We start from the raw sequence: 18882 nt of genomic DNA, 5'->3' as shown, positions 1-18882 counted from the left end.
CGGCAGGCGATCAACGACTTCGACATTCCTGATGACCCTGGCGGCTACTCGGCCGCCGCGACGGTCCTCTCTTCCGCGCCGCGAAGAACCTTGCTCTCGCGCAGCGCCGCAATCGCCTGCGGACTCAGCCCCAAGAGGCTCTGCAACAGCCTTGGTCCATCCTCGCCGAGCGCAGGCACCTTGTTCCGGACATTGGCCGCGCTGTGCGCGAACCGGAACGCCGGATTGGGAATACGCAACGGCCCGGCCCCGTCATTGATCTCCTCAAATACGCCGCGCTCCTGGATGGGCGGCAGCGCCATGGTCTCACGGATGGTCCGGTATTGAGAGCATGGCACACCGGCGTCGGTGAGGATCGCCTCGCATTCCGCGGCCGTTCGCGATGCCGCCCAATCGTCGAGCAGGTTCATCAATTCGGACCAGTGGTGCTCGCGAGCGCTGCTGGTTGCGAAGCGCGCATCGCTAATCCATTCCGAATGGCCGACGCCGCGGGCCAAAGCCTCGAAGTTGTTCTGACTCACGGGAGCGACGAGCAGGAAGCCGTCGCTGGCCTGCGTGGGTCGATAGAGCGGCCGGCGGCGCTCGGCCGGGAATTGCGCTTCCTGGCACTCGTAGACCAGCATGCTCACCATGGCATCGAGCAGGGATACGTCGACATGGTCGCCTTGCCCCGTCTTGAGTGTCCGAAACAGCGCGGCTTGAATGGCTCCGAATGCCGTCGAGCCACCGAGAACGTCGGCGATAAAGATTCCGTTCTTCAGCGGACGCTCGACATTGCCCTCCTGATAATCGAGGTTTGCCATGTCGTAGCCCGAAGTTGCGTGCAGCACCGGCGCATATGCACTCCGTCCGGACCAGGATCCCTCCTGGCCGAAACCCGAAATCGAGCAGTACACGAGCTTGGGATTGAGCTTCGCGAGGGTTTCGTAGTCCAGCGCGAGCCGCCGCATCACGCCGGGGCGGTAGTTCTCCACGAGCACGTCGCACCGAGGCACCAATTCGTAGATCAGCTTGCGAGCCACAGGCTGCTTGAGGTCCAGAGCGATGCTGCTCTTGCCGGCATTGAGCTGCGCGAAATAAGCGCTCCGACCATCCCGCAGCGGCGGACGCAACCGGATGTGGTCGCCCTCCGGCGGCTCCACCTTGATCACCTCGGCGCCGAGGTCCGCCATCAGCCGCGTGCAATAGGGGCCGGACATCATGGCAGTGAAGTCGAGCACGCGGATTCCGTCGAGAATTCCCGGCCGGGCCGATCCGACTGGCATATTGATGCTCATTTCAGATTGGTTTCGGAGACCGCAAGCGCCGCCAGCCGGTTGCCGCCAATCGCGTCGAGATAGGCGCTGGATGAGGCGTTCCGAACGTACCGGTCCAGATAGACGCTGAAGGTCTCTGCGCCGGCGCTGCTCTTCACATATTCCTTCAAATGCGCTTCGTCGGAGCGGTACAGCGAGGGTGAGGTCGTCGGATGCGCGCCGAAAGGCGCTTCCACGATCGCATCGACCATCGCGCTCGGCAGCTTGGTCAGATGATTGCTGCGCCTGATCGTGTCGGTCGACACGATGCGATCAACCGAGACGATCACCCGTCGGGACGCCTGAGCGATCATCGCGTCGAAGAAGGGCGGCCCCAAATGCTGGACGTTGCCATGCTCGTCTGCCTGCTGGGCGTGCAGCAGGCAGACGTCCGGCTTGACGGCGGCGACAGCGAGCATCTTGCGCTCGCCGGGCTTGGACGGCAGCGGCCAGTAATGCTCCGGCGCAAACTTCGGCAGATCGGTCCCAAGGTCGGGCACCGGCATGTAAGGCAGATCGCAAATTCCCGCCCGCAGTCCGCCGGCAATACCCGGTCCATCCAGATCGTAGACCTTGAGCGCGCCGCTCTCCGCGTGACGACGGAAATTCGGCGCCAGACCGAACTGCTCGAAGCTGATGAAGACGCAGACGGTGGATGCGGCACAACCCGCACCGATCAGCATGTCCGGCGCGATCGAGCCGGGCGCAGGGATCAGGTGCAGGTCGCGCGCACCCTTGCGGATCAACGCGCGCACGAGCGCCATCGGCTGCGAATTGAATATCCACCCTCCGAGGGCGACTTTGGCTCCGTCCGGGATCTCGGCTACGGCCTCATCGACGGAAACGATCTTGCTCTTTGTCATGGGACTTCAGCTTGCCTGTCGGTCTGATTGGAGGAGATCCGTGTTGTGATCAGGGAAACTTGCGCCGGAGATCGCCACGCCGGTCGACATGTTTGCGCAGCAACTCGAGCTCATGATCGGTGGGCATGGTCGTCACCGGAGGCGTGCCCTTCACGACGATGTCGAAGGCCGTGGAGTCGCGGATCTGCTCGAGCGACACGCCTGGACTGATCGACTTCACGCGCATAGCCTTGCTGTCGGGCGCGAAATCGAAGACCCCAAGCGGCGATAGCACCAGTCTGGGACCGCCAGGCGGCAGACCCATGCGCTCACGGGAGTCGCCGCCCTCCATGTGACCGGGTCCGCACAGGAAATCGACCCGCGGCACGAACGCGCTCCGGTCGTGACGGGTCAGGCACACGTAGAACCGCTTGGCGAGACCGCAAAGTGCGCTGATGCCGACGGTTCCCGGCCCGCGCACGCGCGGCTTACGTTGATCACCGACCACCACAGTGTTGATGTTGCCGAAGCGGTCGACCTGCAGTGCTGACAAGATGGCAAAATCAAAGAAGTGGACCTTCCAATCGATGAAGTCGATCATGACCGGCAGATCCATCCAGGACTCCGCAGACTCGACGTTCTCGTAATCGGCAGTCGACAGCAGATGATCGCGCGTCGGATTGACCATTCCGCCGGGACCGGAAATCCACCACAAGCGCGGCGCCTGCAGCCGGCGCGCGAGATTGCAGGCGGCAAGCTGGATGTCGGAATTGGTTCCGATGATGACCTTCTCGCCATCGGCGATATCGCGCGCCAGCAACACCGCCAGCGTTTCTCCGAGAGACGGATTTGCAGCCATTTGCCTGCGACCTATTGGTTGAACCATTGCCACATTAGCACGGTCGGATGCCATGTCAACGATCCGCCGCCCGCGGAGACGAGACCGCTCGGGTTCGTAGCGGGCGATTCGGACGTGAGTGGTCGTCGACCAGCCGTGTGCGCATTCCGTCCAGGGGATGCGTGCAGGCTATTCGAAAGACGACAGGCCGGTTTGCGCAGTGAGTGGATTTACCGCTGGGTAGCTGGGGGAGCCCGGCGGCCACGTGGAGCGGCTTTGGTGGCTGACACCCCTTCGGCAGCCTGAATGCGCGACATGTAGCTGCGCTGCAGCCGCTTCAAGCAGGCTTCCATCTCGGCCACGGCAGCTTCGGCGTCGCCTGCAGTGAAGTGTTCCATGAAGCGGCGGCGTGACGGCAGCACGAAGCTGTTGTCGTACTCGCCGATCCGCTGCACAAAATGAGTGAGCACGTCGAGCACCCCGTTCATGACGATGACCATGATCGGATTGTCGGTGAGGCGCGCCAGCATTCTGTGGAACTCGATGTGCCTCTCGGCGCGGCCTGCGAAGTCGCCCCGGCGGCGCGCGTCCTGCGCTTCGTCGATATTGCGGTTCAGCATGTCGATGTCCACGGCCGTTGCGCGCCGGCACGCTTCCCGGACCACGACGGATTCGAGCCAGATGCGGGCCTCGGTCAATTGCGCCGGCTGAATGGTACCGACGTGGTACATGTCCATCAGGCCGGTCGCGATAGCCTCGCCGCTATGCTGGCTGATGAAAGCGCCGCCGCGGGCGCCCTTCTGCAGGCGGATCAGACCGGCGTGCTCGAGCGAGCGCAAAGCCTCACGAAGGGTATTGCGAGAGACGCCAAACTGCTCCGACAGCGCCCGCTCGGATGGCAGACGGTTGCCGACCGCTAGTCTGCCGGTGGAGAGCTCCGTTCGGATCTGAGCGGCAATCTCGTCGAACGCGCGGGGCGATCTAATTCGTTGGAACTGCGCTATCGGCGCAGCCTCTACCTTGGATTTCGCCGGCAATTGTGAAGCGCTCATATCCACCCGGATGGTTCGAAGCTGCAGCGACATATAGGCGAAGCTGACGATTCCCGCCATAGCGCGTTGGCGTTGACCGCGACTTCTCACAAAAGTAGAATGGTAGGACCAAACTGCAGAAGGTAGCCGCCAGAATGCTGCGGGAGTTGCCGTCGGACGAGGATCGTCAGATCCTGAAGGAAGCGGTCCGGGGATTTTTTGAGGACGTTTCGGACAAGTCCGCCCAGGCGACCCCATGGCTCTGGAAGCAACTGGCCGCTCAGGGCTTGACCCAGATTGCAGCCTCTCCCGCCGAAGGCGGCTTGCGCGAGATTGTGCTGGTCCAGGAAGAGGCCGGCCGCATTGCGTGCCGTGCACCGCTCGCGGATGCAGCCCTGATCAACCTCATGCAGCTTCGAAGCCGCAACGATGCCCGTGCCTTGACGTCGCTCGTAGATGAGCTCCATCGCGGTGACGCGGTGATCGCGATGTCCTTTGCAGGCTTCGACCGTGGTGGAGCCGCAGGCTGGGCGAAAATGGACGCGGATCGCCTGGTTGCGGAGCTGGGATTCGTCGAATCCGCCGACATCGTGACCCATCTGGCCATATTCGTGCACGGCCCGGCGCTGGCTATCGTCGAGGCCGGCGAAGGCGTTGCCGCTGAACCGACCCCGGTGATGGGAAAGGCTGGCAGCTGGCGAGTTCGGATCGATGCAGTTCCGATCGTCCTGGTGCCGTTCACGAATGCCGAGGTCCGGGACCTTCTCACCGTCGCCGCCCTGAGCGAGACCGCGCGGGCGTTCGGCGCAGCCCGGCGCGCGTTCGAGCAGGCCGTTGCCTATGCCGGCGAACGTCGGCAGTTCGGACAACCTATCGGACGCTTCCAGGCCATCCAGCATAAGCTCGCGAACTGCCACATCGCCTTGCGCGCGGTTCAGCTGACGATTGCGAATGCCGCCGCTCAATATGACCTGGAGGCTGCGCAATGGCGCTGGTTCGCAGCCGCAGCCCTGGCCACCGCCGCGGGTTCTCTTCGCCAGGTATCGCTCGAGACCCAGCACGCCTTCGGCGCGATCGGCTACAGCGAGGAGCATGAGGCCCCGCGACACTTCAGGCAGGTCCATGTCAGTATGCTTCGCCATGGCAGCCAACGCCAGCCGGTCGAGCAACTCGCGAGCCATTTTCTCGATCACGACAGCGGTGCGTTTCCCGAATATGATCTGGGGGCGTCCGGAAATGCTTTCCGCAACGAGGTTCGCGCCTGGCTCGACGAATATTGGTCAGGTGAGCGTCGCGCGCGGCATGAACAGCTCTCCTTCCATGAGCGGGAGTATGACCGCGAATTTGCTCGGGCGCTGGGCCAGACCGGCTGGATTGGCCTCAACTGGCCAAAGCGGTTCAGCGGTCAGGGGCGTGGCGCGTTCGAACAGCTTGCCTTCATGGAGGAGATGGAGCGCGCCGGAGCGCCGCGTGTCGGTGCGCCCGTGCAGGCCGCGATGCTCCAGGTCTACGGCACGCCAGAGCAGCAGCGCCGCTATCTTCCGGAAATCCTGCGAGGGGAAGCCATCTACGGCATGGGCTACAGCGAACCGCAGGCCGGCTCCGACCTGGCGTCCCTCAAGACCCGCGCGGTTCGCGACGGCGACCATTATGTGATCAATGGGCAGAAGATCTGGACCACGACCTATTGGGGCGAGTACATGCTGCTCGCGACCCGTACCGATCCGAACGCGACACCGCCTCATGCAGGCATCACCATGTTCATCGTTCCGATGACGACGCCCGGCATCACGATCCGTCCTTCCGAAACGATGTATGGCGGCACTTTCGCCAACATTTTCTATGACGACGTGCGCGTGCCGGCAGAAAACCGGATTGGCGCCGAAGGTGAAGGCTGGAAGGTGCTGACCGGGGCTTTGGCGACCGAACGCGGCTTCATCGGCGGCGGGATCGTGCTCAAGGTTGCAAGCATGTTCGAACTGCTGTGCGGGCACATCCGTATCGCCGAACGCCAGGGTAAGCCGATGCGGCACGATCCTGTCGTGCGCGCCAAGATTGGCACGCTCGCGGCTGAAATCGAAGCCGGACGGCGCATGATGGTCCATTGCGCCGAGCTGGTCGACAGGGGCGAGACGCCGCCCGACGAAGCGGCCGTTAGCAAGGTTTATTCCGGCGAGTTGATGGAGCGCTTCGGCGAGACCGCACTCGATCTGCTCGGGCTGGAGGCCTTGGTCAGCGAGGGCGCCCCCGGCGCCGTGCTGCACGGGCGCATCGAACAAAATCTTCGACATTCGCTGATGTGGGTCATCAGCATCGGCACCAATGAAATCCAGCGCAGCTTGATCGCCCAACGCGGCCTTGGATTGCCGCGATAAGATGCCCGTGGTGAGATGAGGCAGAGAAAAATCGTCCAGAGTCTCCCAGAGCCTGACGATTCAACTAGATGCGCCTGCCCGTATCGCTCCAGAAAGGATCCTTGAGCCGGCGCTTGAATATCTTCCCGCTTTCCTCGCGCGGAAGTGCTGCATGGAAATCGATCCGCCGCGGCACCTTGTATTTGGCGATACGTTCGGCGAGATAGGCCCGCACCTGCTCCGTCGTGAGTTCACAGCCCACTTCGAGCTCGATTGCGGCAGCCAGCGACTCGCCGAACTCATCGTCGGGAATGCCGAACACGGCACAGTCGCGGACGCCGGGACATTGAATCAAAGCCGATTCAATCTCGGCAGGATAGATGTTGACCCCGGCCGAGATCACCATGTCCGACCGCCGATCGCACAGATACAGCCGGTCGTTCTTGAGATAGCCGACGTCGCCAACGCTGATCAGCCCGTCCCGCTCGACCGATTTTCGCTTTGCCGTGTCGTTGAGGTAGACGAAATCCGCCAGCGAGTCCTGACGAACGTAGATCTCGCCCACCTCGCCCGGCGCAACCGGCTTGCCATCGTCGCCGTAGAGCGCAATCCGGGCGCCTGGCGTGAGCCGTCCGACGCTGCCGGGGTGAGCCAGCCAATCTTCCGGCGTGCTCAGCATGACGGCTCCAACCTCCGTGCCGCCGTAGGTCTCGTAAATGACCGGCCCCCACCAATCCATCAGCGCCTGCTTGATCTCCGGCGCACATGGCGCGCCCGTGTGGATCACCCATCGCAGCGAGCTCACATCGTATCGGCAGCGGACCTCCTCCTGCAGTCGCATCAGGCGGACAAACATGGTGGGAACCATGACCGCATGCGTGATCCTTTCCCGCTCGATGAGCGCCAGCGTTTCTTCCGGCTCGAACTTGGATTGGAACGCGATGATATCGGCCTGTGCGATGGCCTGACGCAAACAGGCGTTCGGAGACGCATGATAGAGCGGGCCACCGATCAACACGCGCACGCCAGGTGCCATGCCGTAGACCGCCCGCATCAGCTCCCCATAGGCCTTGACCTGCTCGGCCGTCGCAGGTTCGCGCTTCACGCCTTTCGGGTGTCCCGTCGTGCCCGACGTGTAGATCAGCGTAGCGCGGCTGCGCGGCGGGGCGCTGCTCCAGGGCCCGAATTCCGCCAGCCAAACCGGCCAGCTGCGGTCCGATACATTCGGCTTCTCGGCACCTGATGGAATGCCGAACTGCCGAACGAGCTCGGGCGGCGTCGGTACGCTCAGCACGAGAACGCCGTCCAAGGCCTCCTTAAGCTCGTCGCGGACGGCCGCGAGCAGATCGGCATGAGCCACCAGGACTTTGGGCTTCGCGTCCTTGAGGATGTAAGCGATTTCCTGCGCCCGGCCGTGCCAATTGATCGGCACGCAATAGGCGCCGATCAGGGAGGCCGCCTGTGTCGCCTCGACGAAGGCGAAGTCGTTGCGCAGCAGAACCGCAACAGTATCCCCCTCGGAGACTCCGCGAGCATGCAGCCCGCTGGCGGCGCGAGCCGCGTTCGTGAGCACCTCTTCGCGCGCGCGTGCTGTTCCATCGATAAAAATTAGTGGCGAAGTCATCATTCCTCTAACAATGTTCTGCGTGGGGCGTGAGAGCGCGCTTCTGGTGAAGCGCACGACTGTTCGGCCGCCTGTCTGGTGATCATTCCGCAAAACGACCTGCTACTGCGTTGCAAGCTTGCAGTCCGGATTGGGCGCCTCCGACATCAACTCTTCGGCTTTCATACGACGGACGATCTTGAAGTAGTCCCACGGGGCTTTTGATTCTTCCGGGGATTTGACCTGGAGCAGGAACATGTCGCGCATGACGCGGCCGTCTGCTCGGATCCTGGCCGAAGGTGTCGTGAGGTCTGAAATCGGCAGCTCGTGCATCTTCTTTGCTACCTCAGGTCCGGATGTCGAGCCCGCCGCCTTGACGGCCTTCAGGTAGTGCGTGATCGAGCTATAGACTCCCGCCTGCAGAGCGGAAGGCGGTCGCCCCATCTTCTCCCCGAACCGACTTGCGAAACTGCGGGTGTTGTCGTCCGTATCCCAATAGAACGCTGACGTCGTATAGATGCCTTTCATGCGATCCAACCCCAGGCTGTGCACGTCGGACTCGAACAGCATGAGGCTCGCGATCCGCATTCCCTTCTGCAGCAGGCCGAACTCGACGGCGTTCTCGATGAGAAGCACCCCGTCGTGGCCGGCAAAGGACGAGGCAATCGCGTCCGGCCGCGCTTCCTGCGCAGCCAGAAGAAGCGAGGCATAATCCGACGTCCCGATCGCCGCGCGCCGCGTGCCGACCAGTTGTCCACCGGTCTCCTTCACGACCTCCGCGACCGCCCGCTCCATCTGGTGTCCGAAGGAATAGTCGGGGCCGACCACGAACCACTTCTTCACGCCGGATTCGGCTGCGCTCAGAACGGGAGCGCGCGGAAGCACGCTGGTGTCGAATGTCCACACGAATCCGGTCGGCGAGCACGACTGGCCGTAGAGATCGAGGGTCCCGGCCCCCGAGATCAAGGCGATCTTTCCCTTCGTATGGGCGAGATTCTGGATTCCGAGCGCGATGGTGGATACGGGAATGTCGGCGATGGCCTCGACACCCTCCTCGTCGTACCACCGTCGGGCGATGGTCAGGCCAACGTCGGGCTTCAGTTGATGGTCGGCCGAGACAATCTCAATCGGTCGGCCAAGGACGGTGCCGCCCGCGTCGCTGACTGCCAGTTCCGCGGCAACAACCGAGCCGCGACCGACCGTATCGGCGATGACTCCGGACATGTCGGTCAAGACACCGATCTTCAACGGCTCTCCAACCGCCAGACCGCTCCACAGGAACAAGCCCAGTCCCGCGGCCACGACGCGCCTTGCCATGAGCAGCTGCCTCCCGTTTTATTGGTCGTACCATTGATACATGTTGGCCGTGGTGGCCGCAAGCCCATTCGGCCGAACATTCGGCGAGGCCTTTTGTCAGCCTCCGCCGGACGAGAAGGGGAAAAGACGTCGAGCGCAACCGGCATATTCCCGGCCTTTGGACAGGCCGGACCCACGATTGTTATGGCGCGAGGCTCTCCGCTGCAGGCCTCCAATCGTCAGGCGCAGAAACGGTCGTCACCCTCAGCCATCCGCACCAGCATGCGAGGCGGAGAAAAGCGGTCGCCGTAGTTCGCAGCGAGCTCGGAGGCACGTAGAGCGAAAGCCCTGGATCCAATCATGTCGATGTACTGAAGAGGCCCGCCGGTCCAGCGCGGATAACCCACGCCTAGGACCGCACCGATATTTGCGTCTCGGGAAGATTCGATGATTTTTTCCTCGAGACAGCGCACGGCTTCGAGGGCCTGGATAAAGAGAAAACGGTCAGACAGCTCCTCGAGAGGAATTTGCGTCGAGCTGGGTGGAAAGTGATCACGCAAGCCAGGCCAGATTCGTTTTTTGCCACCGGCGGGATATTCATAGAAGCCGCCACCACCAGCTCGACCGGGCCGCTTCAAAGCGTTGACCATCCTGTCTACAACGGCCCAGTGAGGATGGGCAGGCGCCGGCTTACCCTCGGCCTGTAGGTCAGCAACGGTCTGGCGCCGAACTGTCCAAGCCAGCGTAAGAGAGGTTTCATCCATGACGGCGAGAGGGCCTACGGGCATTCCGGCCCAGATCGCCGCGTTTTCGATTGCTGCAGGATCGACGCCCTCCGCCAGCATCGCGCCTGCCTCGCGCGTGAAGGTTCCGAACACGCGGCTCGTGAAGAAGCCGCGGCTGTCGTTCACCACGATCGGCGTCTTGTTGATCTGCCGCACGAAGTCGTAGGCCCGGGCCAAAGTCTCTGCCGATGTCATCGCTCCCTTGATGATCTCGACGAGCGGCATCCGATCGACGGGAGAGAAGAAATGCAATCCAATGTAGCTCGCCGGATTGGCCGAAGCTTGCGCGAGCCCCGTGATCGGAAGCGTCGACGTGTTGGAAGCGAAGATGCCCCCGCGCGCCAAATATGGCTCAGCCTCCTGAGTCACGCTTCGCTTGAGGTCACGGTCTTCAAACACCGCCTCGATGATCAATTCCGATCCCGTCAGATCGCTCGGGTTCTCGGTCGGCTTGATCAAGGCAAGCGCAGCGCTCATGCGATCCGCGGACAGCCGGCCTTTCTCGACCTGTTTCTGAAGCCCGCTCTCGATCTGCGATTTGGCTTTTTCGGCCTGCTCGCGGCTAACGTCTTTCAAGACGACCGAGATGCCCCGCTGCGCGGCGACCTGGGCAATACCACGGCCCATCAGTCCGGCTCCCAACACTCCGATTCTTTCGAAGCTGGCGTCGGGAACGCCCTCGGGCCGGCTCTTCCGGGCCTTGATGTCGTTCATCTGGAAGAAGAACGTCCGGATCACGTTCTTAGCCACGCCACCAATCGCGACGTTCGCGAGGTAGCGGCTCTCGATCCGACATGCCGTGTCAAAATCGACCGCAGCCCCTTCGATCGCCGCGGACATCGCGGCTTCCAGGGCAGGATAACGCGAGCGGTGCTTCTTCATCAGCAACATGGGCGCGGTTCGCAGCCAAGCCAGAGGCGCAGCGGCATTGGGCGTCGACCCTGGAATGCGAAAGCCGTTGCGATCCCAGGGCTGGCTGGCTTCGGGATTGTCCAAGATCCAGCGGCGCGCCTGTGCGAGAAGCTCGTCCTTGTCCCGGGCCACGCCGTTCAACAACTTCAGTTCGAGGGCGCGCTCCGGACTGAAGACTACGCCGTCGAGGACCAGCGACATCGCAGCCTCGAGCCCCAGCATGCGGACGAGGCGCACGATACCTCCGGCCCCCGGAATGAGCCCGAGGCCGGTCTCTGGAAGACCGAGCTGAACGCTTCCGTCGTTGATGGCGAAGCGCGCATGACAGGCAAGGCCGAGCTCGAAACCTCCGCCGAGCGCAGCACCATTGATGGCCGCGACCACGGGCTTTCCCAACTTCTCCAGCCGACGCATCGTCGCCTTGGTGGCTTCGGCACGGGCAAAGAGCGCCGCCGCGTCCTCGGCGGCGAGAAGCCCCTTGAGATCTCCGCCCCCGAAGAACGTCGGCTTGTTTGAGGTGAGGACGACACCGACAATATTCTGGCGTTCCTGCTCGATCCGCTCCACTGCCTCGCGGTAAGCATCACGAAACGCCTGGGTCATCGTGTTGACGGCCTGACCCGGCATGTCCATGGTCAGCGTGACGATGCCCTGATCATCCATGGCACAATTGATGGCAGTCATCCCACATGGGCCATGGCATCTTCGAATGCGTGCTTTTGATCGGGACCTGATCCGCGGAGGGCATTATGGCCAGCGGTCATGAGTACCGCACAAAAAGGCCGAACACATGGCTGCTCCGACCAACGCCGCAAGTGAAGATTCTCCTTGCCAACCCGGAGCCAATGGTATGGACCCCGCCCTTGCCGCGGTGGAATCTCAAGCGTCAACTGCAGCGAAGGAGGATGTTATGCAGGTCGTTCGGATAGGTCTAGATCTGGCGAAGTATGTCTTCGAAGTTCACGGCGTCGACAACCACGGGAAAGTCGTTGTGCGAAAGAGGTTACGTCGCGATGCGGTGGCCGGCTTTTTCGCCAATTTACCGGCCTGCCTGGTCGGCATGGAGGCTTCCAACGGGGCACACTATTGGGCTCGCGTGCTCACGGAGCTTGGCCATCAGGTCCGACTAATCAGCCCTCAGTTCGTGACACCATACGTCAAGTCGAACAAAAACGACCAGAACGATGCGGAAGCCATCTGCGAAGCGGTCGGTCGTCCGTCCATGCGCTTCGTGCCACCGAAATCAACCGATCAGCTGGCGGTACAGGCCGTCCACCGCATTCGCCGGCGCCTGGTCGCCGATCGAGTCAGGCTCGTCAATCAGATTCGCGGTCTTCTGTCCGAGCATGGGATTGTCATTGCCCGTGACATCGCGCAGCTGCGGCGTGGCCTCGCGGTCATCGTAGGAAACATCAATGACGACCTCAGCGAGATGCTCCGAGCGCTCATGAGGGAACTGCAAGAGGAGTTGTCCGAGCTTGATACCCGCATTGCAGCCTATGACCGGCGGATAAGGGAAATCTTCCGTACGAGTGAGCAGTGCCAGCGGCTCGGCAAAATCGAAGGCGTCGGACCTGTGACAGCAACAGCCTTGGTCGCCGCCGTGGGCGATAGAAGCTGTTTCAAGAACGGCCGACAGTTCGCGGCTTGGCTTGGTCTGGTACCCAAGCAGCGATCCAGTGGAGGGCGGGCCCGCTTGTTCGGCATCAGCAAACGGGGCGATCGATACCTGCGGACGCTGATCATTCACGGAGCTCGCGCCGCTTTAAGCCGTGCTAATGGCAAGCAGGATCCGCGAAGCCTCTGGCTCGGCAAGATGCGGCAACGGCGCCATCCCAATGTCGCGGCCGTGGCTCTTGCCAACAAGAACGCGCGGATCGGGTGGGCTATGCTCACAGGCGGCGCGGCTTATGAGCCGGCGCTTTCGGTGAAGGCGGCCTGAAGCGAAGCGGCAATCAAGGAAAGGAGGTCTCACCGGCAATTGCAACAAATGGCAGGAGATGGCGAAACGGTCACCCCGTCGCTTCCCGAACCTGATGTGTGGACCGGCACGGCTTGCGCCGATGTCTCGGGGCCGTTGAGGTGGAAGCGGGCGAAAACCATCGAGGCTCGCGGCGGAGACGTTGTCCAGCCGCATCAAGAAGCCGGATATACGTCAGCAGTTGTGGCCGTCGATCCTGATCAAGCCAGTCGTTGCAATCGGGCGGGGTCCATATACGTCCACACATGGCCCATCTCGGACCTTCCGACCGGCGGGGGTGATGTCCGCTCCCGGTGCTCAATCGGACATAAGCAGCCGGGATGCCGAAGGGCTGCTTGTGACCCCAAGCCGAGGTTAAGGCCCGCTCAGCCCGTTCACGATCAGTTCTGAAGTTGCCAGATTGTTCTCATGCAGGTATGGGTACGGCCTGTTTCCACCCCTAGTGGCCTAAGTTGATTTTGGAGTGGCCTAGTTTGCAACATATGAGGTTGCACTTCTGGGAACTCTGAGTAGAAGATCGCGCGTCGGAGCAGCGCGCACGAGTTCAAACCATGGCGGAGTATCGTCTTTATCGAGTTGACCACGAGGGACATATCCAGGGAGCCCCCCTGATCGTCAGTTGCGAGGATGACGATGCCGCTATTGCCGAGGCCAAGCAGTACGTGGATGGCGTCTCCATTGAGGTGTGGGACCGCGCCCGCCGAGTAGCCCGCCTACCATCCACGGAGTAAGACTGCCTAAGTTTCATATTTTGGGCTGTTCAGATCGAGTTTTTAACCTAGCTCTAGGGAAGCCCGGTGGGACTCCGCCATGCACACAGACCAGCAATTTGACTCGTACCCGGTCGAGCACCCTCGATTTGGCACGAAGCAAATGTCGGCGGAGATGATCCGCCGGTCTCAGGAGCAGATCGCAGCATCGATAGCGCTGCTTCAAAGCCAAGCGCCCAAGGTGCTGCATCCACAGCCTGAGTTTAAATGTCGGGAAGTGTCCTACTTAAATGTAGGAACACTCGGCCGCCTTTAGCGTCGTCGGTTGTCTCCACGAGCTAATCATTTGCAGATGCTTCGCCTTGGTCCCCAATCTGCTCCGCAGCGCCCAACTCAATTCGAGAACTGCCCACATTGCGGCGGGCGATTGCTGCGGGTTCAAAGCTATCTCGACACTCGCTCCGGCAAGACAGCTCGCATATTCAAATGCACAGACTGCCGGAAGCTCACTTGGGACGAGTAAGGCCGCCTCAGCGGGCGGCCTCTTTTTCTTTGCCCGCAGGCAACGTCCGCTCCTGGCCCGCAGCTGACCCCTGCCGCGCTGCTGGTGGAGGACCGCTCGGGACCCGTAGCTGACCTACGGCGCGCAGCCACTGGAGGACCGCTTGTGACCGATTTTGTTGCAAAAGTTGGCTGCAATGGATTTGGCCGCTGGGCCTTTTGTTGAGCCGCGCTTTGAAGCGCTGGCCCTGACGCATTTTACGCAACTTTGACGCTACGCTACGCGATGCGCAGAACCTGAGCCGGCGGCGGTCGTGCGACCAGCGATGCAAACCGCCTCAGATTCTGAGCGATGGCGGCTAGAACAAACTCATCCTGGGCACCTTGCGGGCCTCGCAATCGGAGCCGACCAAGCTTCAGGATGCGCTTCAAGTGTGCGAACCTCATCTCGATCTTCTTGCGCTGACGCCGAGAGAGCTCGAAGCCCTCGGTGCCAGCGAACGACCGGGCAACGTCTCGGGCATGCTCATGGATATCGCGCGGGATCTTGCGTGATGGTTCCTTTGGGCAGCACTGCGGTTTGAGCGGGCATACATCGCAGTCGAGCTTGCTGGCACGATACAGAAGGGTCTTGCCCTCGTGCACGGTACCGCTCGTCCCAAGCCGCTTACCACCCGGGCAGTGGTAAACGTCCCCGGTTGGGTCATATCGAAAGTCGCTCCGCGAGAAGGTGCCATCATCCCGCTTCGACTTATCGAACACAGGGATATGCGGCGCGATGCCCTTCTCCTCGACCAGCCAGTTCAGCATCGGAGCCGCTCCGTAAGCGGTATCCCCGACAAGTCGCTCTGGCTTGAGACCAAAGCGCTCCTCGGTTCGTTCGATCATGGTTTTTGCTGCACCGACCTCGGCCTGGCGAATGGCGCGGGAGGCCTCGACATCCACGATGACGCCGAACTTCACGTCGATGAGATAGTTGTCGGAGTACGCGAAGAATGCCGGCCCCTTGTGAGCGCCGGTCCACTGCGCTGCCGGATCGGATGGCGAGACAAACTTCGGGATGACATCGCTGGCGGCGCCCCACGCCGGATCGTCGAGGGTTGCCAAATACTCCTTCACCGCGCGGCTGGACCTGGCCGGATCGCGATCCCTGCGCCAGTCCTGACCTGCGATCGAGCGCTGCTTGTTCGCGTCGGCCGCAATCAGGCTCGCATCGACTGCAAATCCTTCGCCACCAACCAGACCGGCGGCAATGCATGTCTCGACAATCCGTTCGAACACGCGGCGGAGAACATCTCCATCACGGAAGCGCTCGTTGCGGGCGCGCGAAAATGCCGAATGATCCGGGACAGCGTCCTCGATACCAAGCTTGCAGAACCAGCGATAGGCGAGGTTCACCTGCACTTCACGGCAGATCAGCCGTTCCGAGCGGATCGCAAAGACATACCCCACGACCAGCATCCGGATCATCAGTTCCGGATCAATCGACGGGCGCCCCATCGACGAATAGTGAGATGCTAGTTCACCGCGAAGCCAGGACAGATCGAGAGCAGCATCGATCTTCCGCACCAGATGATCTTCGGGTATCGCGTCGCCAAGACGAAACTCGTAGAACAGTTGACCTTGGTCACTCTTCAGACGGCCCATCATGGATCGACCTCGCCGAGATTCGCGTCAACACAACGGAATCACGGTTCGTGACTTGTCTCAACCGACTTTTGCAACAAAATCGACCCGAAGCAGACTTTCGGTGTCTCAACACGAGCGCTACTCGATCACTCTGTCCGCGAGTAGGAGCACTTGCTCTGGGACAGTCAAGTGCAATGCTTTGGCCGTTTGGAGGTTGATCACGAACTGGAATTTCGTCGGTTGCTGAACCGGCAAGTCCGCTGGATTCGCACCTTTTAGGATGCGATCCACGTAATCGGCCGCTAGTACAAATAGAGCCTCGATGTCCGGCCCATAAGCCATCAACCCACCTATGTCTGGGTAGTTCGTGACCTGATAGACCGTGGGCAGCCCATACTTGAGCGCGATTGAGGGCATTGTTCGTCGCGGTGGGTCTGCCAGCACGTAAACGATTTCGCAATTCGCCGCTTGCATCTCGGCGAATGCCTTGTCGAGGTCCTCGGGGTTCACCGCAACGTACCGTTGGGCTGCAACACCGATCGCACCCGCTGCACTCGCCGCCACTTCGGCCAACGCCGGATGCGTCGGGTTATTTGAGGTGAGCACACCGATTTTCTGCACTTTGGGAAAGAGAAGGCGAACGATGTCAAGTGTCTTGGCTGTGAGGTCACCGAACATGTTCGCTACGCCAGTAATTTTGCCACCGGGCTTGGCAAAACTATTGATGAAGCCGGAGCCAACGGGATCAGTGGATGGTGACATGACGATCGGAATCGTCGAGGTCACTCGTTGTGCCGCTGCGATTGCGGGTGTTGCTTCAGCGATTATGACATCTGGCTTCAGCGCAACGAGCTCCTCAACCAGATTTGGCAACAGCGCGTAGTGACCCTTCGCTTCTCGCAGTTCGATTACCAGGTCCTTCCCCTCGCGATATCCCTTGGCTTTGAAAGCTTCCCTGAACCATGCGATAATCCGGTCGCCCGACCCAGAGGTAACCAGTCCGACGCGCCATGGCCGCGACGTCTCGGCATTCACCACGGCGACAATGGCAATCGAACAGGTAGTCGTAACCAAGGTACGACGCGTTACTAAACGAGCCACGTGTCCCTCCTTCAGTCCGCCCTTCAAAGTTAGCACAGCTGGTTTTCTCAGAAAATCATGGTCTCGCTTGCTGCGGTGCAAGAGTCTGGAACTGGCCCCTTTTCGGACGTGGGGCCACGTCCGACTTGAGTCCGTTATCGGCACCAAGGCGGACGTCCGCCGTCCGCTCCATGTTTATGGGTTCACGCCCTTCTGTAATGGGCCCGATGATGTCAAGCCTCCCGGTGAACGTCGCGCCGCCGAGCTCATGCTTCTGTCCGTGGTCAACGCCTGGCCGCCACATCATGCTGTCAGAGGGAGCGGTGAGCCTATCTAGATACGCGTGGTTCGTCGGACGACGGCCACTGGGCGTGTAACGGCTTCACCGCATCCACCGTCCCGGCGACGGGACTTCGGGCACTGGGCTTCTGTTCAGCCCGGTTGCATTCCGGCTCTTCTCCTCGTGCTCTATGCTGCGATCGGGCCCGTTTCAGCCCATCGGTAAGTTGTGCCGTCGACCCAGATCCGATGCAGGATCACTGCAAGCTTACGTGCCAAGGCAACTTTTGCGCGCTTCGAGCCTCGCCGCTTGGCGACGTCCATCCCCCAGCGCTTAAGTTTTGAGAACCGCGTGATGCGCGATAGCAAAACGTTGGCGGCTTCATACAATACCGTGCGCACCATCTCGTCACCGGCCAGCGTGATTCCGCCCGTGACGTCCTTTTCTCCCGATTGGTACTTCTTTGGCGTGAGCCCGAACAGCGCACCTGCCGCCTTCGATTTCGCGATGCGATGAGGGTCATCAATCGCCGATTTGTAGGTGATGGCCACCAAGGGACCAACCCCCGGCACGGTCATAAGCCGGCGACAGACCGCATCGTCACGCACAGTTGCCAGCACAGCCTTGTGCAGCCTTCCGTACTCTGCCTTCAAGGCAGATCGCGCCGAAAGCATCGCACCGGCAATGCGCTCTAATGTCGCCTGACCAGTAACCAACTCTCGGATCCGCGCTTCGAAATTCCTCCGCGTCACCGGGCCAACCTTCAGCCCGAAGCCACGCAAAATCCCTCGGATACTTAATTCCACATCGATAAGTCGCCCGAGAAGCTGTTTGCGCGCGATCAGGAGTGCCCGGATCTCCTGCGCACCGACCGACTTTGCGTGCACCGGCTGGAACCAGCCCATCCGGATCAACTGGGCTATCCCGCGGGCATCCTTGCGATCAGTCTTTACCGTCATCGCCGATAATGCGGCCTTTACGTGCCGTGTTTCCAGCAGAACCGTTTCGAATCCTGCTTTTCTCAGCCCCGCATGCAGCCATTGGGATAGCGGCCCAGCCTCCAGCCCGATCCGCTCCACTGCAAAGCCGAGCGTCTCAAAAAACTCAACTAAGGCGTCGGGTTCGCTTGCGACCTTCGCCTCTCTCAGGATCTTACCCTGGGCATCCACAACGCACACGCTCGACAGTTCCAATGACACGTCGATTCCGGCATAGTTCTCCACGGCTGTCCTCCGTCTCTAGATGCTTGGGGCCGACTCAAGTCGTGACCCCGTCTCATCATCTATCGGGGGACAGCCACCATCATGACCCCTTCCTCGGAGCAGGGCCCATTACGGCATCTAGGTCATTCGGTTGTGGCCGAAGCCTGTGATCTGGTCTCCGCCCTAGAGCGCGCCAGTACCGCTGACTTCGACTTCGCTGTGCTGGACGTCTTACTTGGCCGCCCCAGTAGTGAGCCGTTGCCCAAGTCCTCACTCGGCGCAGCCTCCCGTTCGTTTTCGCGAGCGGGTATGGGGCCGACGGAGTCCCGGACGGATTCCAGGAGCGACCGCTCCTCACCAAACCTTTTCAAATAGATCAACTCAAAGGGTGTATCGCCAAGCTGTTGGATCGGACCTGAAGGCGGAACGGCGAACAGGCCCAGAAGTTACGCAAGTACCTTATAAGCAGAGGTCATTCGTGATGCCGCGCTACTACTTCAATGTTACTCATGAACACACACCGAGATTGACCGTCATGCAGCC

12 protein-coding genes are annotated in these 18882 nt (G+C 61.3%); 2 read left to right on the top strand and 10 right to left on the bottom strand.

Features of this window, described 5'->3' with window-relative positions:
* Positions 1-44: 44 nt before the first annotated feature.
* The 4 genes from RX329_RS17390 to RX329_RS17375 all read right to left on the bottom strand — a co-directional run bounded on the left by RX329_RS17390 (position 45) and on the right by RX329_RS17375 (position 4087).
* Positions 45-1265: a CaiB/BaiF CoA transferase family protein gene (locus RX329_RS17390; protein ID WP_244561217.1), complete on the bottom strand. Its 1221-nt coding sequence runs from the start codon at positions 1263-1265 to the stop codon at positions 45-47.
* A gap of 8 nt (positions 1266-1273) precedes the next feature.
* Complete coding sequence (locus tag RX329_RS17385) at positions 1274-2158, bottom strand: CoA transferase subunit A (RefSeq protein WP_085384127.1); 885 nt, start codon at positions 2156-2158, stop codon at positions 1274-1276.
* A 49-nt stretch (positions 2159-2207) separates the two neighbouring features.
* Positions 2208-2996, bottom strand: coding sequence for a CoA-transferase subunit beta (locus tag RX329_RS17380; RefSeq protein ID WP_085384126.1), 789 nt, complete (start codon positions 2994-2996; stop codon positions 2208-2210).
* Between the two features lie 209 nt (positions 2997-3205).
* Positions 3206-4087 (bottom strand): FadR/GntR family transcriptional regulator, encoded by an 882-nt coding sequence (locus tag RX329_RS17375; RefSeq protein WP_244561216.1) that lies wholly within the window; start codon positions 4085-4087, stop codon positions 3206-3208.
* 74 nt (positions 4088-4161) lie between these two features.
* On the opposite strand from RX329_RS17375, the gene RX329_RS17370 reads away from it, so the two are divergent.
* On the top strand, positions 4162-6381 hold the full coding sequence (locus RX329_RS17370) for an acyl-CoA dehydrogenase (protein ID WP_085384125.1): 2220 nt from the start codon (positions 4162-4164) through the stop codon (positions 6379-6381).
* 64 nt (positions 6382-6445) lie between these two features.
* On the opposite strand, the gene RX329_RS17365 is transcribed toward RX329_RS17370, so the two are convergent.
* The 3 genes from RX329_RS17365 to RX329_RS17355 form a co-directional block, all read right to left on the bottom strand.
* Positions 6446-7984 carry an acyl-CoA synthetase gene (locus RX329_RS17365; RefSeq protein WP_085384209.1) on the bottom strand — a complete coding sequence of 513 codons (1539 nt, stop codon included), beginning with the start codon at positions 7982-7984 and terminating at the stop codon, positions 6446-6448.
* 102 nt (positions 7985-8086) lie between these two features.
* Positions 8087-9280 carry an ABC transporter substrate-binding protein gene (locus RX329_RS17360; protein ID WP_085384124.1) on the bottom strand — a complete coding sequence of 398 codons (1194 nt, stop codon included), beginning with the start codon at positions 9278-9280 and terminating at the stop codon, positions 8087-8089.
* A 218-nt stretch (positions 9281-9498) separates the two neighbouring features.
* Positions 9499-11619 (bottom strand): 3-hydroxyacyl-CoA dehydrogenase NAD-binding domain-containing protein, encoded by a 2121-nt coding sequence (locus RX329_RS17355; protein ID WP_317246168.1) that lies wholly within the window; start codon positions 11617-11619, stop codon positions 9499-9501.
* 247 nt (positions 11620-11866) lie between these two features.
* On the opposite strand from RX329_RS17355, the gene RX329_RS17350 reads away from it, so the two are divergent.
* A complete protein-coding gene (locus RX329_RS17350) occupies positions 11867-12898 on the top strand; it encodes an IS110 family transposase (protein ID WP_317246423.1) in 1032 nt (343 codons plus the stop codon).
* Positions 12899-14427: 1529 nt separating this feature from the next.
* Here the strand turns inward: RX329_RS17350 and RX329_RS17345 are convergent.
* From RX329_RS17345 to RX329_RS17335, 3 genes are all read right to left on the bottom strand, one after another.
* A complete protein-coding gene (locus tag RX329_RS17345; RefSeq protein WP_026233905.1) occupies positions 14428-15798 on the bottom strand; it encodes an IS1182 family transposase in 1371 nt (456 codons plus the stop codon).
* A gap of 117 nt (positions 15799-15915) precedes the next feature.
* Complete coding sequence (locus tag RX329_RS17340; protein WP_158091664.1) at positions 15916-16878, bottom strand: ABC transporter substrate-binding protein; 963 nt, start codon at positions 16876-16878, stop codon at positions 15916-15918.
* A 447-nt stretch (positions 16879-17325) separates the two neighbouring features.
* Entirely contained in the window at positions 17326-18360 is a 1035-nt protein-coding gene (locus tag RX329_RS17335; protein ID WP_247287488.1) for an IS110 family transposase, read from the bottom strand.
* Positions 18361-18882 lie beyond the last annotated feature (522 nt).

It is taken from the genome of Bradyrhizobium sp. BWC-3-1, assembly GCF_032917965.1.
GTDB lineage: Bacteria > Pseudomonadota > Alphaproteobacteria > Rhizobiales > Xanthobacteraceae > Bradyrhizobium > Bradyrhizobium canariense_D.
The sequence above is the reverse complement of the archived record's forward strand: the minus strand, read 5'-3'. Positions and strand labels throughout refer to the sequence as shown.